Source organism: Oxalicibacterium sp., assembly GCF_057353965.1.
Window position 1 is genome coordinate 185573 of sequence record NZ_JBMQZD010000001.1, and the last position, 25553, is coordinate 211125.

Annotated in this window: 24 protein-coding genes and 1 tRNA gene; 9 read left to right on the forward strand and 16 right to left on the reverse strand. The window is 59.2% G+C overall.

Annotation, left to right across the window (positions count from 1 at the left end):
- Positions 1-49: 49 nt before the first annotated feature.
- The 8 genes from ACO1VH_RS00910 to ACO1VH_RS00945 form a co-directional block, all read right to left on the reverse strand.
- Complete coding sequence (locus ACO1VH_RS00910) at positions 50-2920, reverse strand: 2-oxoglutarate dehydrogenase E1 component (protein ID WP_486242800.1); 2871 nt, start codon at positions 2918-2920, stop codon at positions 50-52.
- A gap of 261 nt (positions 2921-3181) precedes the next feature.
- Entirely contained in the window at positions 3182-4492 is a 1311-nt protein-coding gene (gltA, locus tag ACO1VH_RS00915) for a citrate synthase (RefSeq protein ID WP_486241704.1), read from the reverse strand.
- Positions 4493-4548: 56 nt separating this feature from the next.
- Positions 4549-4821, reverse strand: a complete 273-nt coding sequence (locus tag ACO1VH_RS00920; RefSeq protein WP_486241706.1) for a succinate dehydrogenase assembly factor 2 — start codon at positions 4819-4821, stop codon at positions 4549-4551.
- 88 nt (positions 4822-4909) lie between these two features.
- Positions 4910-5620 carry a succinate dehydrogenase iron-sulfur subunit gene (locus tag ACO1VH_RS00925; protein ID WP_486241708.1) on the reverse strand — a complete coding sequence of 237 codons (711 nt, stop codon included), beginning with the start codon at positions 5618-5620 and terminating at the stop codon, positions 4910-4912.
- A gap of 10 nt (positions 5621-5630) precedes the next feature.
- Positions 5631-7409, reverse strand: coding sequence for a succinate dehydrogenase flavoprotein subunit (sdhA, locus tag ACO1VH_RS00930; RefSeq protein WP_486241710.1), 1779 nt, complete (start codon positions 7407-7409; stop codon positions 5631-5633).
- Position 7410: 1 nt separating this feature from the next.
- Positions 7411-7776 carry a succinate dehydrogenase, hydrophobic membrane anchor protein gene (sdhD, locus tag ACO1VH_RS00935; RefSeq protein ID WP_486241712.1) on the reverse strand — a complete coding sequence of 122 codons (366 nt, stop codon included), beginning with the start codon at positions 7774-7776 and terminating at the stop codon, positions 7411-7413.
- A complete protein-coding gene (gene sdhC, locus ACO1VH_RS00940) occupies positions 7776-8186 on the reverse strand; it encodes a succinate dehydrogenase, cytochrome b556 subunit (RefSeq protein ID WP_486241714.1) in 411 nt (136 codons plus the stop codon). Before sdhC ends, sdhD begins: the two co-directional genes overlap by 1 nt.
- Before the next feature lie 111 nt (positions 8187-8297).
- Entirely contained in the window at positions 8298-9089 is a 792-nt protein-coding gene (locus ACO1VH_RS00945) for a GntR family transcriptional regulator (RefSeq protein ID WP_486242802.1), read from the reverse strand.
- Positions 9090-9427: 338 nt separating this feature from the next.
- Here ACO1VH_RS00945 and ACO1VH_RS00950 point away from each other — a divergent pair, with 338 nt between their 5' ends.
- The 5 genes from ACO1VH_RS00950 (at position 9428) to ACO1VH_RS00970 (ending at position 16219) form a co-directional block, all read left to right on the forward strand.
- Positions 9428-10417 carry a malate dehydrogenase gene (locus tag ACO1VH_RS00950; RefSeq protein WP_486241716.1) on the forward strand — a complete coding sequence of 330 codons (990 nt, stop codon included), beginning with the start codon at positions 9428-9430 and terminating at the stop codon, positions 10415-10417.
- Positions 10418-10488: 71 nt separating this feature from the next.
- Positions 10489-11469 (forward strand): HpcH/HpaI aldolase/citrate lyase family protein, encoded by a 981-nt coding sequence (locus ACO1VH_RS00955; RefSeq protein ID WP_486241718.1) that lies wholly within the window; start codon positions 10489-10491, stop codon positions 11467-11469.
- A gap of 71 nt (positions 11470-11540) precedes the next feature.
- Positions 11541-12026, forward strand: coding sequence for a hypothetical protein (locus tag ACO1VH_RS00960; RefSeq protein ID WP_486241720.1), 486 nt, complete (start codon positions 11541-11543; stop codon positions 12024-12026).
- Positions 12027-12114: 88 nt separating this feature from the next.
- Positions 12115-14838 (forward strand): aconitate hydratase AcnA, encoded by a 2724-nt coding sequence (gene acnA / locus ACO1VH_RS00965; protein ID WP_486241722.1) that lies wholly within the window; start codon positions 12115-12117, stop codon positions 14836-14838.
- A gap of 127 nt (positions 14839-14965) precedes the next feature.
- On the forward strand, positions 14966-16219 hold the full coding sequence (locus ACO1VH_RS00970) for a DUF2863 family protein (RefSeq protein ID WP_486241724.1): 1254 nt from the start codon (positions 14966-14968) through the stop codon (positions 16217-16219).
- A 101-nt stretch (positions 16220-16320) separates the two neighbouring features.
- Here ACO1VH_RS00970 and ACO1VH_RS00975 read toward each other — a convergent pair whose 3' ends face one another.
- The 5 genes from ACO1VH_RS00975 to ACO1VH_RS00995 form a co-directional block, all read right to left on the reverse strand.
- Entirely contained in the window at positions 16321-16785 is a 465-nt protein-coding gene (locus ACO1VH_RS00975; protein WP_486241726.1) for a CYTH domain-containing protein, read from the reverse strand.
- Entirely contained in the window at positions 16782-17924 is a 1143-nt protein-coding gene (locus ACO1VH_RS00980) for a M14 family metallopeptidase (protein ID WP_486241728.1), read from the reverse strand. The genes ACO1VH_RS00975 and ACO1VH_RS00980 overlap by 4 nt, the downstream gene beginning before the upstream one ends.
- A 272-nt stretch (positions 17925-18196) precedes the next feature.
- A complete protein-coding gene (locus tag ACO1VH_RS00985) occupies positions 18197-18661 on the reverse strand; it encodes a nitrate reductase associated protein (RefSeq protein WP_486241730.1) in 465 nt (154 codons plus the stop codon).
- Positions 18662-18691: 30 nt separating this feature from the next.
- Positions 18692-18856, reverse strand: coding sequence for a hypothetical protein (locus ACO1VH_RS00990; RefSeq protein WP_486241732.1), 165 nt, complete (start codon positions 18854-18856; stop codon positions 18692-18694).
- Between the two features lie 113 nt (positions 18857-18969).
- On the reverse strand, positions 18970-19707 hold the full coding sequence (locus ACO1VH_RS00995) for a substrate-binding domain-containing protein (RefSeq protein ID WP_486241734.1): 738 nt from the start codon (positions 19705-19707) through the stop codon (positions 18970-18972).
- Between the two features lie 137 nt (positions 19708-19844).
- Here ACO1VH_RS00995 and ACO1VH_RS01000 point away from each other — a divergent pair, with 137 nt between their 5' ends.
- From ACO1VH_RS01000 to ACO1VH_RS01015, 4 genes are all read left to right on the forward strand, one after another.
- On the forward strand, positions 19845-20351 hold the full coding sequence (locus tag ACO1VH_RS01000; protein WP_486241736.1) for a CinA family protein: 507 nt from the start codon (positions 19845-19847) through the stop codon (positions 20349-20351).
- Positions 20352-20373: 22 nt separating this feature from the next.
- The gene (gene nadE, locus ACO1VH_RS01005; RefSeq protein WP_486241738.1) at positions 20374-21246 is read left to right on the forward strand and encodes an ammonia-dependent NAD(+) synthetase; all 873 of its coding nucleotides are present in this window, start codon (positions 20374-20376) and stop codon (positions 21244-21246) included.
- A gap of 13 nt (positions 21247-21259) precedes the next feature.
- The gene (locus ACO1VH_RS01010) at positions 21260-21988 is read left to right on the forward strand and encodes a DUF72 domain-containing protein (RefSeq protein WP_486241740.1); all 729 of its coding nucleotides are present in this window, start codon (positions 21260-21262) and stop codon (positions 21986-21988) included.
- A 75-nt stretch (positions 21989-22063) separates the two neighbouring features.
- Positions 22064-22140: transfer RNA gene (locus ACO1VH_RS01015), tRNA-Pro, on the forward strand.
- 102 nt (positions 22141-22242) lie between these two features.
- Here the strand turns inward: ACO1VH_RS01015 and ACO1VH_RS01020 are convergent.
- From ACO1VH_RS01020 to pheT, 3 genes are all read right to left on the reverse strand, one after another.
- A complete protein-coding gene (locus ACO1VH_RS01020) occupies positions 22243-22629 on the reverse strand; it encodes a MerR family transcriptional regulator (protein WP_486241742.1) in 387 nt (128 codons plus the stop codon).
- Between the two features lie 41 nt (positions 22630-22670).
- Entirely contained in the window at positions 22671-23024 is a 354-nt protein-coding gene (locus tag ACO1VH_RS01025) for an integration host factor subunit alpha (protein WP_486242804.1), read from the reverse strand.
- An 80-nt stretch (positions 23025-23104) separates the two neighbouring features.
- Positions 23105-25537, reverse strand: a complete 2433-nt coding sequence (pheT, locus tag ACO1VH_RS01030) for a phenylalanine--tRNA ligase subunit beta (protein WP_486241744.1) — start codon at positions 25535-25537, stop codon at positions 23105-23107.
- Positions 25538-25553 lie beyond the last annotated feature (16 nt).

Here is a 25553-nt window from a genome sequence, read left to right on the forward strand (position 1 = left end):
TTCGGTTTGTTCATGCGGCGCTCCGGCATTCGGATGCGCCGCAGGGTCTTCATTTGGTCAGTACAAAACCTTTTAACTTGGCAAAAGCCGCTTCGATCAATGCTTTCTGCTGCGCAAAATGCTTGTCGTAATAGCCGACCGCCGGCGATGCGCTGGCCGGGCGTCCCGCATAGGCCAGCTTTTGGCCGTCCTCCATGTTTTCCAGAATGTTGTGCTGGATCTGGAACCATGCGCCCTGGTTCTGCGGTTCGTCCTGCGCCCACACCAGTTCGTTCGCGTTCGGGAATTTCTTCAGCTCGGCGGCGAATGCCTTGTGCGGGAACGGATACAACTGTTCGATACGAATGATCGCCACATCGTTCTGCGCGCGCTCCTTGCGCGCGGCAACCAGGTCGTAGTACACGCGGCCCGAGCAGGCGATGATGCGCTTGACCTTCTTCGCATCGATCTTGTCGTCCACCTCGCCGATCACGGTCTGGAACGAACCCTTGGCAAGATCTTCCAGCGGCGAGCCGGCATCCTTGTTCCGCAGCAGAGATTTCGGCGTCAGGATCACCAGCGGTTTGCGGAACAGACGGATCATCTGGCGGCGCAGCAGGTGGAATATCTGTGCGGCCGTCGTCGGCTGCACGACCTGCATGTTGTTGTCGGCGCACAGTTGCAGGAAACGCTCCGGACGTGCCGACGAGTGCTCCGGTCCCTGGCCTTCATAGCCGTGCGGCAGCATCATCACGAGGCCGGAAATGCGGCCCCATTTCACTTCGCCGGAACTGATGAACTGGTCGATGACGACCTGCGCACCGTTGGCGAAATCGCCGAACTGCGCTTCCCAGATCGCCAGCGTGTTCGGATCGGCAGTCGAATATCCGTATTCGAAGGCGAGTACCGCCTCTTCGGACAGCACCGAATCGATGACGCGGAACCATGCCTGCTGATCGGAGACGTTCTGCAACGGTACATACGTACCGGCATCCCACTTCTCGCGGTTCTGGTCGTGCAGCACCGCGTGGCGATGAACGAAGGTGCCGCGGCCGGCATCCTGGCCGGTCAGGCGCACCGCATAGCCGGAACTGACCAGCGATGCATAGGCCAGATGTTCGCCCATGCCCCAGTCCAGATCCATCTCGCCGCGTCCCATCGCGGCGCGATCAGCGAGCACTTTCTCGACCAGCGGATGCACCTTGAAATTTTCCGGAATCGTCGTGATGCGTGTCGCCAGGCGTTTCAGTTCGGTGAGTGGAACGGCGGTATCTGCCGCATCGGTCCATTTCCTGTTCAGGAAAGGCATCCAGTCGACCGCATACTTGCTCTTGAAGTTAGAAATGACAGGGTCGATCGTATGCTTGCCCGCATCCATCGCATCGCGGTATTCCCGCATCAGTTGATCGCCCTGCTCGGCATCGATGACACCCTGCGTTGCCAGCTTGTCGGCATACAGCTTGCGTGTACCGGTATGCTGGGCAATCTTCTTGTACATCAGCGGCTGCGTCAGCGCCGGCGTGTCCTGCTCGTTATGACCCAGCTTGCGGAAGCAGATCAGGTCGATGACGATGTCCTTGCGGAATTCCTGGCGGTAGTCCAGCGCCAGCTGCGAGGCAAACACGACCGCTTCCGGATCGTCGCCGTTCACGTGCAGTACTGGTGCCTCGATCATCTTTGCGACATCCGAGCAGTACAGCGTCGAACGTGAATCGCGCGGGTCGGACGTCGTGAAGCCGATCTGGTTGTTGATGATGATGTGTACGGTGCCGCCCGTGCCGTAACCGCGCGTCTGCGCGAGATTCAGCGTTTCCATCACAACGCCCTGGCCGGCGAAGGCGGCGTCGCCGTGGATCAGCACCGGCAATACCTGCTGCGCCGGATCGTTGCTGTTGTCGTTGTTGCCACGACGTTCGATACGCGCGCGCACCGAACCTTCGACCACCGGATCGACGATTTCCAGATGCGAAGGGTTGAAGGCCAGCGACAGATGCACCGGGCCGCCAGGCGTGCTGACATCGGACGAAAAGCCCTGGTGATACTTGACGTCGCCGGACGGCAGATCGTCGGCATGGCGTCCTTCGAATTCGGCAAACAGTTCCTGCGGCGTCTTGCCGAGGATATTGACCAGCACGTTCAAGCGGCCGCGATGCGCCATGCCGATGACGATTTCCTGCACGCCCTTCTCGCCGCCGCGCTGGATGACTTCATCCAGCGATGCGATGAAGCTCTCGCCGCCTTCCAGCGAAAAGCGCTTTTGGCCGACGTATTTGGTGTGCAGATAGCGTTCCAGTCCTTCCGCCGCCGTCAGGCGTTCGAGGATGTGCTTTTTCTTCTCAGCCGGGAACGTCGGCGAGGAACGAAGAGATTCCAGCTTTTCCTGTAGCCACAGCTTCGGCTTGGGATCGCTGATGTACATGAACTCCGGTCCAATCGACCGGCAGTAGGTGTCGCGCAGCGCATTCAGCAGATCGCGCAGCGATGCGGTTTCGGTGCCGAAATAGGTATTGCTGATGTTGAACACGATGTCCATGTCCGCATCGGTGAAGCCGTAGAAGGACGGCTCCAGTGCGGGAATCGACGGACGTTCCTGGCGCTGCAGCGGATCGAGATTGGCCCAGTTGTTGCCGAGTACGCGATAGGCAGCGATCAATTGCGTGACGGCGACGCGCTTGCGCTCCATCTCAATATCTTCGATCGGTGCAATGACACGGATGGGGCCGCGCTTGGCGCGTTCGGCAAAGGAGGCAATGACGGATGCATGCGTCACATCGGGACGCTCGGAACCATCGACTGCGGGAACATGTTGCAAGGCGTCGAAGTAGGAACGCCAGTTATCGGGGACGGCCCCTGGATTGTCTAGATACGCTTCGTACAGTTCTTCGACGTACGGCGCGTTCCCCCCAAACAGATAGGAGGTGGAAACCGACTGCTGCATCATCTTGCTCACCTTTCTTCGCGTTTCGCGAGATTAGCGGGTTGTTCAAACCTTCCGCGACACGGCCTGACCGGTTAGCGGATTGCACATCAAACCAAATTGTAGGGAAGGACGTTGTTACTTTGCGTGGTTACTCTGTGTTGAAGTGTGAAAACGAGAATAGCATATCTATCCACGTCGTGATGGCCATGAAAAAACCGGCGGAAAACTATGTGTATTTTCCGCCGGTTTCCCTTACTGCAGCCTTACTGTGTGGCAGTGAACTTACTTGCGCTTCGCGATTTCGACGACATCGCGTTGCGTGGAGCCGATGTACAGCTGGCGCGGACGACCGATCTTCTGTTCCGGATCGGAAATCATCTCGTTCCACTGTGCAATCCAGCCGACGGTACGTGCCATCGCGAAAATGCCGGTGAACAACGAAACCGGAATGCCCAGCGCCGATTGCACGATACCCGAGTAGAAGTCCACGTTCGGATATAGCTTGCGCGAAACGAAGTAGTCGTCTTCCAGTGCGATACGCTCCAGTTCCATTGCCAGCTTGAACAGCGGATCGTCGTGCAGGCCGAGTTCGTTCAGCACTTCATGGCAGGTTTCGCGCATCAGTTTGGCGCGCGGATCGAAGTTCTTGTAGACGCGATGACCGAAGCCCATCAGGCGGAAGCCGGAATCCTTGTCCTTCGCCTTGGCGATGAATTCAGGAATGCGCTCGACGCTGCCGATCTGCTTCAGCATGTTCAGCGCAGCTTCGTTCGCGCCGCCGTGCGCCGGGCCCCACAGGCAGGCGATACCGGCTGCGATACAGGCGAACGGATTGGCGCCGGACGAACCGGACAGACGCACCGTCGACGTCGATGCATTTTGTTCGTGGTCGGCATGCAGGATCAGGATACGATCCAGCGCGCGCACCAGCACGTCGTTGATCTTGTACTCTTCGCTCGGCGTCGAGAACATCATGTGCATGAAATTCGCCGTGTACGACAGATCGTTACGCGGGTAGACGAACGGTTGGCCGATCGAATACTTGTACGACATCGCCACCAGCGTCGGCATCTTGGCGATCAGGCGAATCGCGGAAACTTCGCGATGATGCGGATCGTTGATGTCCAGCGAATCATGATAGAAAGATGCCAGCGCACCGACGGTGGCAACCAGCACCGACATCGGGTGCGCGTCGCGACGGAAGCCGCGGAAGAAGAACTGCATCTGCTCGTGCAGCATCGTGTGCTTGCTGACGGTGCTGACGAAATCTTTCTTCTGCGCAACCGTCGGCAGTTCGCCCTTCAATAGCAGGTAGCTGCTTTCCAGGAAATCGCACTCGACTGCCAGTTGTTCGATCGGGTAACCGCGATACAGCAGTTCGCCCTTGTCACCGTCAATATAGGTGATCGTCGAGTCGCACGATGCGGTCGACATGAAGCCCGGATCGTAGGTAAATTTGCCGCTGGAGCCGTACAGCTTGCGGATATCGACGACATCTGGACCAAGCGAGCCTTTGTAGATCGGCAGATCCACCGAGGGAGAACCGTCGGAAAACGACAGTGTGGCTTTGGTGTCAGATTGTGAGTGAGGCATGGCTCTTCCTTCTAGTAACGTAGGATTTAATCCCAATTTAAAAACCTGCGCACGCGCTAGACAGCACGCATTCTCGCCAGCAGTGCCCGTACGTGGGGCAGATCGGCCTCGCCTTCCGGCTCGTTCCTTGCCAGCAGCAAATTCAGCAAATCGTTATCCGGCAATTCCATCAACAACGAAAAGGCATCGACCTCTTCGTCGCTGAGTGTCTCCTCATGACCATCGAGAAACCGCGTGATGATCAAATCGTTTTCAAGCAGTCCGCGCCGCGCCCGCCATCTGAGGCGTGCACGCTTCACCGGATCTGCCTGATGAGTTATCTGCGACATGGCATCTACCTCGGCAACACGTTTCCATGTCATCTTCCCGCGAAGGAAGAAAAAGACGGCCGACCGGCCGCCGTATTGAGCCCAGGGCCTAGACGGCCCGGCGCACCATCAATTCCTTGATCTTTCCGATCGCGCGGGTCGGATTCAGCCCTTTCGGACAGACATCCACGCAATTCATGATCGTATGGCAGCGGAACAGCCTGTACGGATCTTCCAGGTTGTCCAGGCGTTCGCCGGTCGCATGATCCCTGCTGTCGGCGATGAAACGATACGCCTGCAGTAATCCCGCCGGGCCGACGAACTTGTCCGGATTCCACCAGAAGGACGGACAGGACGTCGAACAGCAGGCGCATAGTATACATTCGTACAGGCCATCGAGCTCTTCCCGCTCGGCCGGCATCTGCAGACGCTCCTTTTCAGGCGCAATTGTATCGTTAATCAGATAAGGCTTGATCGAATCGTATTGTTTGAAGAACTGTGTCATGTCCACGATCAGGTCGCGGATGACCGGCAGCCCCGGCAACGGACGCAGCACGATCGGTTCGGTCAAATCGTTCAGATTAGTGATGCAGGCCAGACCGTTCTTGCCGTTGATGTTCATCGCATCCGAGCCGCAAACACCCTCGCGGCACGATCGGCGCAAGGCCAGCGAATCGTCGACATCGGCCTTGATGCGCTGCAGCGCGTCGAGCAGCATCTTGTCGTGCGGATGCAGTTCGACCGTCACGTCCTGCATATAAGGCTTGGCGTCCTTGTCCGGATCGTAACGGTAAATCTGGAGTCTGATAGTGCGTCCCATATTGGCTGCCTCAGAATGTGCGAGGTTTTGGCTTGAAGGTGTCGACAGTCAGCGGTTGCGTGACGACCGGCTTGTATTCGAGATGGTTGTCCTCGGAAAAATACAGCGAATGCTTGAGCCAGTTCTCGTCGTCGCGCTGTTCGTAGTCGCGATGCGCATGCGCGCCGCGCGATTCCTTGCGAGCGGCAGCCGCGACGATGGTCGCCTTTGCCGTCTCGATCATGTTGTCCAGCTCCAGTGCCTCGATGCGCGCCGTGTTGAAGACGCGCGACTTGTCCTTGAAGGAGACATGCTTGCGGCGCTCGTCCAGTTCCATGATCTTCTTGACGCCGGTCTGCAGCAATTCGTCAGTACGGAACACGCCGCAATAGCGCTGCATCGTCGAGCGGATATCGTTGGCGACATCCTGCACACGTTCGGAACCGGTGCTGCTTTCCAGCCGCGCCAGACGTTCCAGCGCACGGTCGGCTGCATCCGCCGGCAGCGGAATGTGCTCGCGGCGGGTCAGATTGCTGCGCACAATGTGGTTGCCGGCAGCGCGGCCGAACACCAGCAGGTCGAGCAGCGAATTGGTGCCGAGGCGGTTCGCGCCGTGTACCGAAACGCAGGCGCACTCGCCCACCGCATACAGCCCGTTGACGACCGAATTCGGATTGCCGTTGCGCGGCGCGACCACCTGGCCATGGATGTTAGTCGGAATACCGCCCATCTGATAGTGGATCGTCGGCACGACCGGAATCGGTTCGCGCGTCGCGTCGACGTTAGCGAACTTGCGCGCGATTTCCAGAATCGACGGCAGGCGCTTCTGGATCGTCTCGGCGCCGATATGACGTAGATCCAGCAGCACGTGATCCTTGTGTGGACCGACGCCGCGACCTTCCTTGATTTCCTGGTCCATCGAACGCGAGACGAAGTCGCGCGGCGCCAAATCCTTCAGCGTCGGCGCATAGCGTTCCATAAAACGCTCGCCCTCACTGTTCACCAAAATACCGCCCTCGCCGCGCACGCCTTCGGTGATCAGCACACCGGCACCGGCCACGCCGGTCGGGTGAAACTGCCAGAATTCCATGTCTTCCAGCGGCAGGCCGGCGCGCGCCGCCATGCCCATGCCGTCACCGGTATTGATGAAGGCATTGGTCGATGCGGCCCAGATGCGGCCGGCGCCGCCAGTTGCCAGCAGCGTGGTCTTCGCCTGCAGGATCATCACTTCGCCGGTTTCCATTTCCAGTGCGACGACACCGATCACATCTCCATCGGCATCGCGCATCAGGTCGATCGCCATCCATTCGACGAAGAAATGCGTATGCGCACGCACGTTGCGCTGGTATAGCGTGTGCAGCATCGCGTGGCCGGTACGGTCGGCGGCGGCGCAGGCACGCTGCACCGGCTTCTCGCCGAAATTGGCCGTGTGGCCACCAAACGGGCGCTGGTAAATGGTGCCGTCTGCATTGCGGTCGAACGGCATGCCGAAATGTTCCAGCTCGTAGACAACGCGCGGCGCTTCGCGGCACATGAATTCGATGGCGTCCTGGTCGCCCAGGTAGTCCGATCCCTTGATCGTGTCGAACATGTGCCAGTACCAGTTGTCTTCGGCCATGTTGCCGAGCGAGGCGCCGATGCCGCCCTGCGCCGCCACCGTGTGCGAACGGGTCGGGAAGACCTTCGACAATACAGCGACGCTCAGCCCCGCTTCGGCAAGCTGCAGCGATGCGCGCATGCCGGAACCGCCGGCGCCGACGATGATCGCATCGAAATGACGTACCGGAATGCTGGATTTGATTGCAGCCACGTTAGGCTCTCCAAAGAATCTGTGCGGCCCAGCCCGCGCATGCCAGCAGCCACAGGATGGTGGCAACCTGCAGCGCCAGGCGGATCGAAACCGGTTTGACGTAATCCATCCAGATATCGCGCATGCCTACCCATGCGTGATAGAACAGAGACAACAGCGCGACGAAAGTCAGCATCTTGAACCACTGATGCGCGAACAGGCCGGCCCAGCTTTCATAGCCGATGTCGCCGGAAATCAGGAATGCGGCCAGCAGCACCAGCGTATAGACGACCATCACGATTGCCGTGATGCGCTGCGCCAGCCAGTCCCGCAAACCGTAATGGGCGCCGACGACCAGTCTGTGCGGTCCGATATTGTCGTTTGCCATCAGAAAGCTCCGAACAATTTAAGTGCGAAGATCAGCGTCAGCGGCAGGCTGACGGCGAACACGGCAACCGACGAACGCCGCGCCTTGTCCTTGTCAATTCCGACATGCACGTCCAGGAACAGGAAACGGATGCCGGCGCAGACGTGATGCAGATACGCCCAGATCAGGCACAGCAGCAGCAGTTTGACGAACCAGTGCGAAACGATGCCCTTGAAGTATTCGAACGAGATTTCCGACATCAGGCTCTTGTCCAGCAGCAGCAGAACGAGCGGCAGTAGCAGAAACATCAGCGCGCCGCTGATACGGTGCAGAATGGACAGGATCGCGGCCAGCGGCATGCGATAGCGCGCAATATCGGCGAGGCCGATATTCTTGAACTGAGGCTTGCCGGTTTTGAGTGGCTCAGTCATGGCGTGAATTTCCCGAATGAGATGAACGCGTAATTTTCCCCGATTTTGATGTGCCACACCATGTAATTTTCATGACGGCCAACGCGTCGTTCAGTGAAATATGTTTCATCGTCAGCTCAACGCATTCTCGTAATGATGGCCGTTCGTCACATACAGCGAACGCCGCACTTCCACCGGTTTATCGCCATATGTAAACGACAGCCGGTTCACACTGAGCAACGGCATGCCGGCTTCGATCTTCAGCAATTCGGACGCCTGAGGATCGGCCGCTACCGCGCGTATGCTCTCGATCGCGCGAATCATCTGCATGCCGAATTCCGTTTCCAGCAAGGCATACATCGGCCCCTTGTATTGCAGCATGCGCTCGACCGACAGTCCCTTGAACAATTGCCCTGGCAACCACAGCTCTTCAAGAATCGTCGGCGCGCCGTCGAAAGACTGGATGCGTTTCATGAAGACGACCGAATCGCCGGTCTTGATGTCGAGCTGGCGTGCGACATCCGCCGGCGCGCGCAGGCGCTTGGCTTCGATGATGACGTTATCGGGATAATGCGCGTCGCCGACATCCGGCTTCAGGCGCAAAAAACGGAATTGCGAACGGGCTTCCTGGTGCGTGGCGACGAAGGTACCTTTGCCCTGGCGGCGCACCACCAGGTTCTCTGCCGCAAGCTCGTCGATGGCCTTGCGCACGGTGCCCTGGCTGACCTTGAAACGGCTCGCCAGCTCCATTTCACTCGGAATGAGTTCGCCGGCACGCCATTCGCCCGACTGCAGCTGCTGCAGGATCAATGCCTTGATCTGCTGGTAAAGCGGACTGAATCTCGGCGGCGATGCGCCAGCCGACCGCCCTCCGGCAGAAGGCGGCGTGGCACTGCTTGACGAAATAGGCTGGGCAGGCGTCATGGAAAGCGATTTCACCACAAAAAAGCCGGGTCGTCCAGACAAATCCATAAATAACATATCTTATATAAGACATAAGATAGATATTGACAGTACGACACCCGAAGGACTACACTCGCCCACGATTCGCTGTGCCCCGCATCTTCGAATAATTCCGCAGATTGATTTGATTGCACAGCTTCGCGACCATGCCCGCAGACAACACGCACAGCCCGCTCTGACGCTGACTAAACGGACATTCGACTGTATCATTGCGCGACGCGAAATTTTTCCCGGAATCGGATCCGCGGAATTGAATCCGCAGAAATTAATCCGCCTCATCATTCTCTTGGAGATTCAACATGGCTAAAGCCCCCATGCGTGTTGCCGTAACAGGCGCCGCCGGCCAGATCGGCTACTCGCTTCTTTTCCGTATCGCCAACGGCGACATGCTGGGCAAGGACCAGCCGGTCATCCTGCAACTGCTGGAAATCAATGATGAAAAGGCCCAGAAAGCGCTGAAAGGCGTGATGATGGAAATCGACGATTGCGCCTTCCCGCTGCTGGCCGGGATGACCGCGCACAGCGACGCAATGACGGCATTCAAGGATGCCGACGTCGCCCTGCTGGTCGGCGCCCGTCCGCGCGGCCCTGGCATGGAGCGCAAGGATCTGCTGGAAGCCAACGCACAAATCTTCACCGTGCAGGGCAAGGCGCTGGATGCCGTCGCTTCGCGCAACGTCAAGGTACTGGTGGTCGGCAATCCGGCCAACACCAACGCCCACATCGTCATGAAATCGGCACCGAGCCTGCCGGCCAAGAACTTCACCGCGATGCTGCGCCTGGATCACAACCGCGCGCTGTCGCAGATCGCCGCCAAGACCGGCAAGCCGGTGTCGTCGATCGAAAAACTGTGCGTCTGGGGCAACCACTCGCCGACGATGTATCCCGACTACCGCTTCGCCACCGCCGACGGCCAGCCCGTCAAGGCGATGATCAATGACGACGTCTGGAACAAGGATGTCTTCCTGCCGACCGTCGGCAAGCGCGGCGCCGCCATCATCGATGCGCGCGGCCTGTCTTCCGCTGCGTCCGCTGCCAACGCCGCCATTGATCACGTGCGCGACTGGGTACTGGGCACCAACGGCAAATGGACCACGATGGGCATTCCGTCCGACGGTTCCTACGGCATTCCGAAAGACATCATCTTCGGCTTCCCGGTCACGACCGAAAACGGCGAATACAAGATCGTCCAAGGCCTGGAAATCGATGCATTCTCGCAAGAGCGCATCAACCTGACGCTGAAGGAACTGACCGAAGAGCGCGAAGGCATCAAGCACCTGCTGCCATGATGCCCGCGATGGACGGGCTTCCCGCAGAAACCCGTCCATCGTCCCGCCAGCCCGAACGCAAGCCAGACACCATGTCGCTCACGCATCCTTCCGAGGTCCTTTTTCAGGGAACGCATCCACCGGTATCGATTCCGGCCTGCGATCACTATGCCGGTTCCGAAAAACTGATGCGCAAGTCGATGGCATTGCAGCACGAACTCGGCCCGGTCTTCGACATCACCTTCGACTGCGAGGATGGCGCATCGAACGGCAGTGAAGAAACCCATGCGCACCTGATCGGCACATTGTTGACCGGCGAAGACAACCGCTTCGGCCGCATCGGCGCCCGCGTGCATGACGTCGGCAGCTCGTTCTTCGAGCAGGATGTCGAGATCATCCTGCAGCACGCTGCCAGAAAACTGGCCTACCTCGTCGTTCCAAAAGTAGAAAGCGCGGCCGACGTCAAAAGCGCCGTCACGCTGATCAACAAGCATGCGAAGAAACACGGGCGCGACAAACTGCCGGTCCACGTCCTGATCGAAACCCATGGCGCGCTGGCCGATGCCCATGCGATCGCCGCGATTCCGCAAGTCGAATGCCTGTCGTTCGGCGTGATGGATTTCGTCTCCGCACACTACGGTGCGATTCCCGGCACGGCGATGCGCTCGCCCGGCCAATTCACGCATCCGCTCGTCATGCGTGCCAAGCTGGAAATTGCCGCCGCCTGCCATGCGCATGGCAAGGTGCCATCACACAATGTGACGACGGAAATCAACGATACTTCCGTCGTTGCCAGCGATGCCCACCGCGCCGCATCCGAATGCGGCTACACGCGGATGTGGAGCATCCATCCGAACCAGATTCGCCCCATTCTGAAATCGCTCGCGCCGCGGCTGTCCGAAGTGAACGAAGCCGCCGCCATCCTGTCGCAGGCACAGGAAGCGCACTGGGGGCCGATACAGCACAACGGCAAATTGCACGATCGCGCCAGCTACCGCTACTACTGGACCATCCTGCAACGTGCGCATGCAAGCGGGCTGCAATTGCCTGAAGCCTCGCATGCGCTGTTATGAGTAGCAACAATGAATGACACCCGCCGGTCCGTATGAACGGCAGATGAACGAAATCGAACGGAGAACTCTGCATGAACAAACTGCTCTGCGCCCTTCTGCTGGTTGGCTTTACGTCCGCCCCTGCGTTCGCACAATCCACTGCACCGCAAACGCACAAGGAAGCCGCCAAGAAACCGGCAAAGAAAACTGCCAAGAAAGCCGCTGCAGCCGGTGCTGATGGCCTGGTGCCGGATATGTCGGAAGAAGATCTCGGCGAAGCCAACATCGAAGGCTCGATCGTCACCGAATACAACTGCGAGCTCGGCAACAGGATCACCACCTATCACAACGACAGCGACGACAAATACATGGCGCTGCGCTGGAAAAACACCGTGCACCGCTTGCGTCGCGTCGGCACCAGCACCGGCGCCAACCGCTTCGAGAACCGCCGCTACGGTCTGGTCTGGATCAGCATTCCGTCGAAGGCCATGCTGCTCGATTCACGCAAGGGCCAGCAACTGGCAAACGAATGCCGCAACCCCGAACAGCAAAAGGCGCTGGCAGCCAAGAAAGGCTGACATTGCCATGACGTCGCTGCGGCGGCTGACAGCCGGCGTCGTCACTCACCACATTCACATATCGGCCATTCAGCATTAAGGAGAAATCATGTCGCGCAATACTCTGGATACGCTCAAGGAATTCAAGATTTCCAAAGCGCGTAAAGGCGCGTTCTATTCCCTGCCCGCACTGGGCAATAAGCTCGGCGTGGACGTTTCCCGCCTGCCGGTCTCGATCCGCATCGTGCTGGAATCGGTGCTGCGCAACTGCGACGGCAACAAGGTCACCGAGGAACACGTGCGCCAGCTCGCCAACTGGGCGCCGAATGCCGCACGCACGGAAGAGATTCCGTTCATCGTCGCGCGCGTCGTGCTGCAGGATTTCACCGGCGTGCCGCTGCTGGCCGATCTGGCTGCCATGCGCGGCGTAGCCGACCGCATGGGCAAGAATCCGAAGAACATCGAACCGCTGGTGCCGGTCGATCTGGTGGTCGACCACTCGGTGCAGATCGATCACTTCCGCGAGAAGAATGCGCTCGACCTGAACATGAAGCTGGAATTCAAGCGCAACAACGAACGCTACCAGTTCATGAAATGGGGCATGCAAGCCTTCGATACCTTCGGCGTCGTGCCGCCGGGCTTCGGCATCGTGCATCAGGTCAATCTCGAATATCTGGCGCGCGGCGTGCATAATCGCGACGGCGTCTACTATCCGGACACGCTGGTCGGCACCGATTCACATACGACGATGATCAACGGCATCGGCGTGGTCGGCTGGGGCGTGGGCGGTATTGAGGCGGAAGCCGGCATGCTGGGCCAGCCGGTCTACTTCCTGACGCCGGACGTGGTCGGCGTCAACCTGACCGGCAAGCTACGCGGCGGTGTCACCGCAACCGATCTGGTGCTGACGATCACCGAACTGCTGCGTAAGGAAAAGGTCGTCGGCAAGTTCGTCGAATTCTTCGGCGAAGGCACCGAATCGCTGTCGCTGACCGACCGTGCCACCATCGCCAATATGGCGCCGGAATACGGTGCAACGATGGGCTTCTTCCCGGTTGACGATGCCACCATCGACTATTTCAAGGGTACCGGTCGTACGAAGGATGAGATCGACGCGTTCGAATCCTACTTCAAGGCACAAGGCCTGTACGGCATTCCGAAATCCGGCGAGATCGATTACACCCACGTCGTCGCACTGGATCTCGGCTCGGTCGCGCCGTCGCTGGCCGGCCCGAAACGCCCGCAGGATCGCATCGAAATCGGCAACGTCAAACAGCAGTTCGCCGACCTGTTCGTCAAGCCTGTCGCGGAGAACGGTTTCAACAAGAAGGCCGAAGACCTGCACGCAAGCTACACGAACGCCGACGGCATTCCGGTCAAGAATGGCGACATCCTGATTGCTGCCATCACCTCGTGCACCAACACGTCGAACCCCAGCGTGCTGCTGACCGCCGGTCTGCTGGCGAAGAAAGCCGTCGAAGCAGGCTTGAACGTCGCGCCGCACATCAAGACCTCGCTGGCCCCGGGCTCGCGCATCGTCACGCAATACCTGCAGGAAGCCGGCCTGCTGCCGTACCTGGAAAAACTCGGCTTCGGCCTGACTGCCTATGGCTGCACGACCTGCATCGGCAACGCGGGCGATCTGACGCCGGCGATGAACGAAGCGATCGCGAAGAACGACATCGTGGCCGCCGCCGTGCTGTCCGGCAACCGCAACTTCGAGGCGCGCATCCATCCGAACATTCGCGCCAACTTCCTCGCATCGCCGCCGCTGGTCGTCGCCTACGCGATTGCCGGCACCGTCACACGCGACCTGATGACCGAACCGGTCGGCCGCGGCAAGGGCAAGGACGGCAAGGAACGCGACATCTATCTGGGCGACATCTGGCCGACCTCGCGGGAAGTCGAAAAGCTGATGAAGTTCGCGATGAACGCGAAGAACTACAAGGACAACTACGCGCAGGTGAAGACCGAACCGGGCAAGCTGTGGGAACACATTACCGGCGTGGCCGAAGGCCAGGTCTACAACTGGCCGGATTCGACCTACATCGCCGAGCCGCCTTTCTTCGCCGATTTCACGATGGCGCCGCAGGCGGCAACCACCACGATCACCGGCGCACGCGCACTCGGCGTATTCGGCGATTCGATCACGACCGATCACATCTCGCCGGCCGGTTCAATCAAGGACAGCAGCCCGGCAGGCAAATGGCTGACCGAACACGGCGTGCTGAAGGCCGACTTCAACTCCTACGGTTCGCGCCGCGGCAACCATGAAATCATGATGCGCGGCACCTTCGCCAACGTACGCATCAAGAACCTGATGATCCCGCCGAAGGCTGACGGCTCGCGCGTGGAAGGCGGCCTCACCCGCTTCCAGCCGAGCGGCGAGGAAATGTCGATCTACGACGCCGCCATGCGCTACATGAAGGAAGGCACGCCGACAATGGTGTTTGCCGGCGAGGAATACGGCACCGGTTCGTCGCGCGACTGGGCGGCGAAAGGCACGCAGCTGCTCGGCGTGAAAGCCGTGGTCGCCCGTTCCTTCGAACGCATCCACCGCTCCAACCTGGTCGGCATGGGCGTGTTGCCGCTGCAGTTCACCGGCAGCGACAGCGTGGCGACGCTCGACATCAAGGGCGACGAGACTTTCGACCTGAAAGGCCTGGAAGGCAATATCCGTCCGCAGCAGGAAGTGACGCTGGTCATCCATCGCGCCAACGGCAACAATCAGGAAGTCAAGCTGCTACTGCGCATCGATACGCCGATCGAGGTCGATTACTACAAGCATGGCGGCATCCTGCCGTTCGTGCTGCGCCAGTTGCTGGCCGCCTGATCTGCCGTTCTTCCCGCCAAAGCCGCATGCCGAAATGCATGCGGCTTTTTTTCGTCTGTCGTCCCGTTATCCGGCGGTGACGCGTATTCAACTACAATACGCTTCTTGTCTTTCATCGCCATTCTTCATGCGTCGCCCCTTCAAGAAAAATTCCGGCAGCAAACTTTCCGCCGACAGCCAGCGGCTGACGACGTTCTCGCAGGCGATCGACCAGGCCGCCAGCCGCCTGGAAGAGCGCTACTGGGAAAACCAGCTGGATATCCTGCTGCACAAGCTGCTGCGCAACCATCATCAGGATGTGATCGATGCCGCGCTGGACAATCTGTTCAAGCAGGAATCCGGCGCCTACGATGCCTTGATGGAAAGCGTCGAGGCGGCTGCGGAATCCTGCACGATCGAGCATGACGGCACGCAATACGATGTGCTGTTGATCGCCATGCCCATTCTTGCCTGGACGCGCTTTTCCATTGCATCCGGCCCGCTTCCGGCCGACATGGCGATGACGCTGTCCGCCCATCTGCATGCGCACGTGCTGGCGGCAGACGTGAAGATGGCGATGTCGCCGATGCTGTTCTCCATCGACCAGTTGCCGCGCACGCACGCCGATACCTTTGCGCTGACCCAGCAGATGGGACTGGCCGCACTGAAAGGCAGTACGCCGAAACCGCCGGCACGCCAAGTGGAAACCGCGCCCTTCCTGGCCGATACCCGCTATCTGCTGGCGGCGATTACCGCTCCTGCCGGCGCGCCCCTGTTCCGTTGGCAGGCATCCGCCGATCTGGCTGAACGCGATCAGGCACTGGCGCAATGGAATGCGCAAGCCCTACCCAACATCGCGCGTCTGCTCCCCGGATGCGGCATCGAACTGCTGCTGCCGGAAGCCTATTTCGTCGCCTGCCGCGAAGGCGATCGTCTGATCCGGCCGGCTTCGATACGTGCCGCCGTTCACTATCTGACGCATACGCTGGAAATCGAACCGGCTGCGCTGCAAGCCGTCATCGGCAGCTTCGGCGAAGAGGAAAACAACGGCCGCGTCGACGAATACCGGATCGGCTTCGGGCTGGCCGGCGATGACGACATCCTGTATGGCGTCGTCTGGCCGCTGTATGGACAGGAAGACGATGAAGAGGCGCATCGCGTCGCACCGTCGACTGCATTGACCGCCTCTGCATCAGAGCCGGCATTGCGCAAGACACCGACCGAGGAAATCGTCGGGTTGCTGGAAGAATGCGGCATCATCCGCATCAAGCGGTTGGCCGAACTGTTTTCGATGGAATTCTGCGACGACTGCGGCTCACCGCTGTTCCCGGACATCAACGCCGATCTGGTCCATGCGGAAATGCCGGAAGACGCGCCGGCCGGCAACGCGCATCTGCATTGAGCATCCTTGTGATTAGGTCGCGAAATGCGCCACGATGCAGGCCATGCGGCAATCATGCGTAACCGTTGCAGCCTGCCACAACTCCTCGCTACAAGGACACTTCACCAGGATGAATAGGGGCGCTTCAGCAGGCTGGAATTGAAGTAGCGTGCGTCGCCCGTCACTTCTTCGCCCAGCCAGTCCGGACGCGTGAATGCCTGCGTTTCGCTTTCGAGTTCGATTTCGGCGACGACCAGTCCCAGATTGTCGCCGAAGAACTCGTCCACTTCCCACGTCATGCCTTCATGCACGATGCGCGTGCGGGTCTTCTCGATCAGCGGCCGTTCGCAGACATCATTCAACAGCGCTTCGGCATCCGCCAGCGGAATCGCGTACTCCCATTCACCGCGGCTGAAACCCTGCGTACGCCCCTTGATCGTCAGCGTTGCACTCTCGCCTTCAATGCGCACACGCACCGTACGGTCCGGGTGCGTCGACAGATAGCCTTGGCGCATCGCCACACCCCGCGCCAGCGTTTTCCACGCATCGCCGCGAACCAGAAACTTGCGCTCTATTTCCACGCTCATTGCCGGCTCCTGCGCAGATGCCCGAGTATCGGCACCAGCATGTCGCGCCCCAGCCGTGCGCTGCGCGCACCGTTCCAGCCGACTTCCGGTTGCGGCGCGTCCGCATTGTCCTTGAACGGCATTTCCAGCGTCAGCGATACGCACTTGAACGTATGGCCGATGTACTTGGATGCGAGTTTCAGCATGTCTTCCCGGTATTTCCCGGCCGGGTAACCGTACCTGGTCTGGAAATCCGGACTCGCACGCAGGAAATCATCGATGAAAGCCTGCTGCTCCATTTTCTGTCTCTCCGAAAAACCTTCTAGCATCTCACTGCCGGCGACGAACACATAAGGCAGCCCTTCGTCGCCATGGATATCGAGAAACAGATCGCATCCGGTCGCGTGGATGCGATTCCTGACATGGAACACTTCGGGGCTGCTCGCCAGAGACGGCGTCATCCATTCGCGATTCAGATTCGCACCGGCCGCATTGGTGCGCAGGTTTCCGTTGATCGCGCCGTCCGGGTTCATGTTCGGAACGATATGGAATACCGCATGGTGCAGCAATTCGCGCGCAACGGAATTATCGGTATCCAGCAGCGCATCGATCATTCCTTCGGCAAACCATTCGGCCATCGCTTCGCCCGGATGCTGGCGCGCAATGACCCAGATTTTTCTGGGAGCCGCCGTATCGCCGATCGTCAGCATGTCCAGGTCGCGCCCGTCTACCGTACTGCCCAGATTTTCGATGCGTGTCAGCGGCGATGCTTGTGCACGCCCGAGCATCGTCAGATGACGCTCCCAGGAATAGGGCTCGAAATATGCGTAATAAATGCTGTCCGCCTGCGGCACATGCGTGATCGTCATTGTTTCACCGTCGAACGTCGTCGGCACGCGAAACCAGTTCTCGCGATCGTAGCTGGCAACTGCGTTGTAGTCCTTCCAGCCGTCCGGATAGGTCGCCTCCGCCGCATTCAGGAAACGTATGCTGCATCGTTCCCCGCGCGCGCCCTGCAGACGAAAATAAAACCATTGCGCAATATCGGCATGGCTGTCCTTGCGCAATCGCAGATCGATCTGCTGCGCAGTTTCCGTACGCACGATATCGACAATATCGATCGCGCCGGCATCGAAGCCGGAACTGATTCTGATGGTCATTACATCCCTTGATAAAAATCGATAGCCGCAGCGCCATGGCCGAGGCTGGAAGAAAGGATTGTAGGGGATTTGCCATGCCGTGTTGAACGTACCAGTGGCCGTTCAACACATCTTCGGGAGGGAATTGGTGCCGGTATATTTTCGAACCGCCGGCTCCGGTAATTGATGACGCATTGTAAGAACGCCATCATGCCCCGGCTATCGGTCGATTTCTGAATGCGATGTAGGAAAAACGGCAGAAAATCCGCGTGTTTTTCGCACAGATACACCAATCATGCCAGGCCGAATTCCTGCAATGCAGGAAGCAGTTTCGCATTCTTGTGGCCCGGCCGGGTCAACTTGCTCAACGCAAAACGCTGCAACACGTTCAGGCCGGCCCACTGTTCCTGCGTGATGGCCGGCAGCATCATTGCATTCAGCGTATCGAGCACGTCCTGCGGCACCGTTTCTTTCTGCTGCCATGCGGGCGATGGATCGACGTCAACTTGCTCCACGACCTTTTCGGGGTCATCTGCGTACGGCGCCAGCATCGCAACGAGACATGCGCGAAAAGCCATGCGCTCCTCTTCCGAGGCGAATGGCATTGCCACCAGCGCTTCGCGCTCGTCGCGGCTCAAGACCTGCCACGCAGCCAGCGAAATCCGCAAGCCGCAGACATCCAGTTTCAATCGCATGATCATGGGGACGCGGCGCAGTGCATAGCCGCCATTTTGTTCGAACTCGAAAAGCGTCACCATGCGATGACGCCTGGATGCAATTCATGCAGGCTATCCGCCTGTCTTGTCGTGCTTGTCGTCGAGACGCTCTCCCAGCTTGTTCTCATTATTCTGTTCCAAATTATCCGCCGCCTTGGCGCGCGGATCGTTCACATAGCCCGTTGTCGTCGGCGTCGCCGGCTTTTCGCGGGACGGTTTGTTTTCATCAGTGCGCATTATCTTCTCCTTTCAGATTTGCCGTTGCAGCGATTGACTGTAGCAGCATCGCTACAGCATCGATGTCGGACGACATGCCTGACGGATGTAAGGATTCGATGCGCGACGTTTTCCTAGCCAAAACCGTGCCGCTGCAGGATGCATTGCCCATCCGCGGACAACGCAAATTCCACGAATGCCCTGCCCTGTGCCGAATCTGCCCGTGCCGCAATCCCGTAAGTGCCGCGTACATCGCAGGTTTGCGGGATGCGCACGATATCCAGTTCAGGCAGCGTACGATGCACGATCAGCGCGTTGGTACGGTACAGCACGTAGGCGTCCGCCCTGTCATCCGTAAAAGCCGAGATATAAGGCAGATACGCGGCCCCCGGTTCCGGCATCGCCGCACCGGACAGCCGGATCGCCTTACCGTCGAGCAGTGCATGAAACCCCGGCCGCAGCGCATCAGCACGGCGGAAGAATTCCCACGTATAGTCGCCCATCGGATCGCTGCCCGGCGTTGACGTCGCCACACGCACCGATGGCGTCGCCAGGATATCCAGCACGTTCTCTTCGCGCATCTTCAACTGCGGCCGCGCAATCACGCATAGCGCGTTATGCGTCAGGATGTGCGACGGCCCCAGCAGATTTCTGGCGGCCAGTGCTTCCGTATGCTCGGTCGAAGCCGAGGCAAACACGTCGACCAGCATGCCATTTTCGATTTCATGCCGCAGCTTGCCGGAAGGACCGTAACGAACGTCAAACCGTAGATCGGACGTCGCGTCGTTCCGTTCTCCGCTCCGCTTGCGATATGCGGCGACGATTTCGTCCATCGCCGTCTGCAAGCTGCCGGCAGCAACCAGTATTGCCATATTCCGCCTCTCTGCTCTTTTTGTTCTCTGCTTAATCGAGACATTCTTCCGACAGCACACGTTAGGTTCGTTCCCGCACCGCCAGCGCATTTGCGCTCGACTATCATGCACGAATAACGACGACAGGAGACCCTGCCATGGAATTCCTCGCCCCCTTTGCCCGTTATCTGACCGACAACCGGTTGAAGCTCGCCACCGCGGAATCCTGCACCGCCGGCCTGATCGCGTCGATACTGGGAGATTATGAAGGCAGCGGCGCCTGGCTGGAATGCGGCTTCGTCACCTACTCGGAAGATGCCAAGCACGCCTTGCTCGGCGTCCTGCCCGCCACCATCCGGCAACATGGCCTGACCAGCGTGCAGGTCGCGTCCGAAATGGCAGAAGGCGCGCTCAAGCGCAGTAGCAACAGCGACATCGCCATTGCCAACACCGGCGTGGCGGGGCCGGATGCGGGCGATGACGGAACGCCGGCCGGTACCGTCTGTCTCGCCTGGTCGTTCCGCAACGGCGGCATGCAAACCTATACCGAGACGCGCCGCTTCAGCGGCGACCGCAACACTGTCAGAAAATCCGCCGCCCGCTATGCGATCGAACGCACCTTGTTCTATCATCGTCTGGCGCAGCAGGAGCGCGGGATTCCCTGAAATGCAATTGGAGGAGAACGATATGCTGACAACAGGCATCGACCCGATACAACAGGAAATCATGGATGCGTTGAAGGTTCTGCACGCCTTCAATCCTTCCGCTGAAATCGTCCGCCGCACCACTTTCCTCGCCGACCAGTTGATCGAGAACGACAAGCACGCGCTGGTGCTCGGCATCAGCGGCGGAGTCGATTCGCTGGTAGCCGGCTATCTGGCGCAACATGCGGCCGAACAAGCCAAGGGACACGGCCGCCAGGCCGACTTCATCGCGTTGCGCCTGCCCTACGGCATCCAGAGCGACGAAGAAGCCGCGCAACGCGCATTGAAATTGATCGAACCGCATCGCATCCTGACGATCGACATCAAGCCGGCCGCCGACGCCATGCTGCAGCAATTACGTGATGCTGGGCTGACGTTCGAGAACGCATACCAGGAGGACTTCATCCTCGGCAATATCAAGGCAAGACAGCGGATGATCGCCCACTATTCGGTCGCCGGTGCGAGCAACGGCTTGGTGGTCGGCACCGATCATGCTGCGGAGGCGTTGATGGGCTTTTTCACCAAGTTCGGCGACGGCGCCGCCGACGTCACGCCGCTCTACGGCCTGAACAAGCATCAGGTACGGCAACTGGCGCTGGCATTCGGCGCTCCGGAAGACATGGCCTACAAAGTGCCGACAGCCGATCTGGAAACTCTCGCGCCGGGAAAACCAGACGAAGAGGCGCTCGGCGTCAGCTACGACCAGATCGACGATTTCCTCAGCGGCAAACCGATCGACGAACAGGCTCGCGAACGCATCGTCAAACGCTATCGCGCAACCGCGCACAAACGGGGCTTGCCGAGCGATCCCTACATGACACTGCCGCGCGACAGAATCACCATTCCGAGCGCCTGAAATTGTTCTATTCGTGAAGAAGCCATACATAGGCTGTGCCGGATGGACTATTCCGTCGGCCGACGCTTCGGCTTTTCCATCGGAAGGCAGCCATCTGCAACGCTACGCGGCTGTCTTTTCCGCAGTGGAAATCAACTCATCGTTCTATCGTCCGCATCGTCCTGCAACCTATGCACGTTGGCGCGATAGCGTTTCCGACGATTTCCGTTTCTCGGTCAAAATCCCGCGCGACATCACGCACATCCGGCGGCTGCGCGACTGCAACGAACCGCTGGAACGCTTTCTCAACGAAGTCTGCCATCTCGAAGAAAAACTCGGCTGCCTGCTGCTGCAACTGCCACCGTCACTGGCTTTCATCCAGACGGACGTTGCCGAATTTCTGAGGCGCCTGCGCGCACGTTTCGACGGCCCTGTCGTCTGTGAACCGCGCCATCGAACCTGGAGCGATGACGCGGCTTGGAAGATGCTGCAAACCTGGTCGGTCGCACGTGTCATCGCCGATCCTGAACCGGTACCGTCACCGTCCATTCCCGACACCGACATCCGATACTTCCGTCTGCACGGATCGCCGGAAATGTACGCATCCTCCTATTCTGACGACTTTCTTGCGGCACTCGCCCAACGGCTCGATGAAGAGATGCGCCTGAACCATCATGTCTGGTGCGTCTTCGACAATACGATGCATGGTGCAGCCACGCGCAATGCGCTCGCGCTACGCGATACTTTTCTCCCGCATCGTTGACTGCGTCATTGCGCGTTCCGCGGAGAGGAGGAAATGCATGATGCCGCGACGATGCTCTGCTATAATCTCGCGCTTCGGGGCGTAGCGCAGCCTGGTAGCGCACTTGCATGGGGTGCAAGGGGTCGCGAGTTCGAATCCCGCCGCCCCGACCATGAAAAAAGAAAGGGTCACGCTCGCGTGACCCTTTTGCTTTTTCAGTACGACAACCGTAACGCGGGCAGTACCATCATTCCATCTGCACTACTTCGCCGGTATTACTTCAACAAATCCAGAATTTCCGTCAGTTCACTGCGAATCGCCATCAACTGCGCACTGTCCCCGCCGATATCACGTTCGCCCTCATCGGCTCCACGTTCTTCCAGAATGCGGCTATCCAGCTTGTTGCGTGCGCCGCTGATCGTGAATCCCTGTTCGTATAGCAGTTCGCGAATGCGACGAATCAGCAGCACTTCGTGATGCTGGTAATAACGACGGTTGCCGCGACGCTTGACCGGCTTCAGCTGCGTGAACTCCTGCTCCCAGTAACGCAACACATGCGGCTTCACGCCGCACAATTCACTGACCTCGCCGATCGTGAAGTAACGCTTCGCGGGAATTGGCGGCAACGCGACCAATTCAGGTTTGTTGATCCGTTCGTTCATTTAATCGGACTGTGAATCGGGCAATATGAATGAAGCTATGATCAAGCCGTGCGAGCGACAGGCTTCTGGCTTGCATCCTCGACCATCACCTTGAGCTTCTGGCTTGCATGGAATGTTACGACGCGACGCGCCGTGATCGGAATTTCCTCGCCGGTTTTGGGATTGCGTCCCGGACGCTGCGGCTTGTCGCGCAACTGGAAATTGCCGAAGCCGGACAGCTTGACCGATTCGCCGCGTTCCAGCGCATTGCGGATTTCGTCGAAGAAGGTTTCGACCATGTCCTTGGCTTCGCGCTTGTTCAGGCCAACCTGCTCGAACAGCAACTCAGCCAGTTCGGCCTTGGTCAGCGTAGGCAGGTCTTTTTCGGCTTGGGAGCGGACCTTGGCCTGCAGCATCGCGCGGTCAAGATCGGCAGCAAGCACGGACTGAAGTTCGGCAGAATTCACGTCATTCATGGTTGTTGTTCCCCGCATATTCAGGCACGCAATCTGGCGCCATGATGTTTGCCCGCAACGGCGACGAAAGCGGCCATCGCAGCATCGACCTGATCGTCCTGCAGGGTCGATTGAGTATCTTGCATGGTGAAGCGGAAAGCAAGGCTTTTTTCGTCCGATTCCAATCCCTTGCCGCGATATTCATCAAATAAAACAATCACTTGCAAAATATTGCAAACAGGATTTACTTTCTTTTCAGCAATAAATGCATCGATCAGCGTCTGCATTTGCACGTCCTGTTTGACGACCAATGCCAGGTCGCGCGTGACAGCCGGGAATTTCGAGATTTCCTTGTAGGCCGGGATGTCCACGCGCTGCAGCGCCGCCGCATCCACTTCAAACAATACCGGCGCCAGCGGCAAATCGTACTTTTGCTGCCAGCGCGGATGCAGTTCACCGATGAAGCCGACTTCGACGCCATCGACCAACACGCTGGCCGAACGCCCCGGATGCAGCGCCGGATGCGCAAGGCGGGCGAAAACCGGTTTCTTCGGCGCGAACAAGGCTTCCAGATCTGCCTTCACGTCGAAATAATCGACGTTGCGCGTCGCCTGCCCCCACTGTTCGTCCGCTGCCGAACCGTAGGCAATCGCGGCCACACGCTTCGGCTGGGCGAAACCGGCCACCGACAACGGGCCATCGGCTTCCTCCTTGTTGCGCAGGTAGACCGCGCCGATTTCGAACAGGCGAATGCGGCTGACCTTGCGGTTCAGGTTGTAGCGCACGTTCGCGATCAGGCTGCCGATCATCGTCGAACGCATCACGCTCATCTGGCTGGCGATCGGATTCAGCAGCTTGATCGGATTCGCATTGGCGGCGAAATCCGCTTCCCATGCCTGTTCGACGAAACTGAAATTGACGACTTCCTGGTAATCCAGATCGGCCAACTGGCGGCGGATCGTGAACGGCGAACGCGTGTTTTCGGGCGCGATGCGCATCGTGTTCGCCGCAACCGGCGGTAACGCAGGAATATTCTCGAAACCGTAGACGCGCGCGATTTCCTCGATCAGGTCTTCCTCGATCTCGATATCGAAACGATAGGACGGTGGCGTCACCGAAAACACGCCATCCTGCTGCGTAAACGTCAGGCCCAGACGCGTGAAGATATCGGCAATCTGCGCATCGTCCAACGCTACGCCGATCACCTTCGTCGCACGCGCAGTACGCACGCTGACCGGTTCACGCTTCGGCAGATTGACGATGTGATCGTCAATCGGGCCGACCGTCGTCTGATCCGGCACGCCGCAAATCTCGACGATCAGCGATGTAATGCGTTCGATATGTTCGACCGTCGTCGCGAAATCGACGCCGCGCTCGAAGCGATGCGCAGCATCGGTCGAAAAGTTGAAACGGCGCGCACGCCCCTGGATCGCCAACGGATGCCAGAACGCTGCTTCGAGATAGATGTTCTGTGTATCGAGCGAAACTGCCGTCGCGTCGCCGCCCATGATGCCGGCCAGCGCTTCCGCCTCCTTGTCGTCGGCGACCACGCCGATCCATTCATCGAGTTCGACGGTATTGCCGTTCAACAGCTTCAGCGATTCGCCTTTTCTGCCCCAGCGGATGTCGAGCCCGCCGTGCACTTTGTCGAGATCGAACACGTGCGTCGGACGTCCCAGTTCCAGCATCACGTAGTTGGAAATGTCGACCAGTGCCGAAATCGAGCGCTGGCCGCTGCGTTCCAGGCGCTGCTTCATCCATTGCGGCGTTGCCGCTTTCGCGTTCAGGCCGCGAATCACTCGCCCCGAGAAACGGCCGCACAGATCCGGCGCCGACACCTTGACCGGCAGCACTTCGCTGATCGTCGACGCCACGACCGGATAGGTCGGCGCCTTCAGTTGCGAACCGGTCAGCGCCGCTACCTCGCGCGCCACGCCGAGCACCGACAGGCAATCGGCCTTGTTCGGCGTCAGCTTGATCGTGAACTTCAGATCGTTCAGTTGAAAGTAATCGCGGAAGTTCTGACCGACCGGCGCATCCGACGGCAGATCCATCAAACCGCCCTCTTCGTCCTGCGGCAGACCAAGCTCTTTCGCCGAGCACAGCATGCCCTGCGACTCCACGCCGCGCAGCTTGCCCAGTTTGATGTTGAACGGCTTGCCGTCCGCGCCCGGCGGCAGCACTGCACCGACCATCGCACAGGCGACCTTCATACCGGCGCGTACGTTCGGTGCGCCGCAAACGATGTTCAACAGCGTGCCGGTGCCTGCATCGACCTGGCAAACCTTCAGGCGATCCGCATCAGGATGCTTGGCAACTTCGCGCACTTCGGCCACGACCACACCGGTGAACGGCGGCGCAACCGGTTCGACTTCTTCGACTTCCAGTCCGGACATCGTCAACAAATGCGCAAGCTCATCCGACGTCATGTTCGGATCGACCATCGTACGCAGCCAGCTTTCGGAAAATTGCATGATTAAAACCCTATGC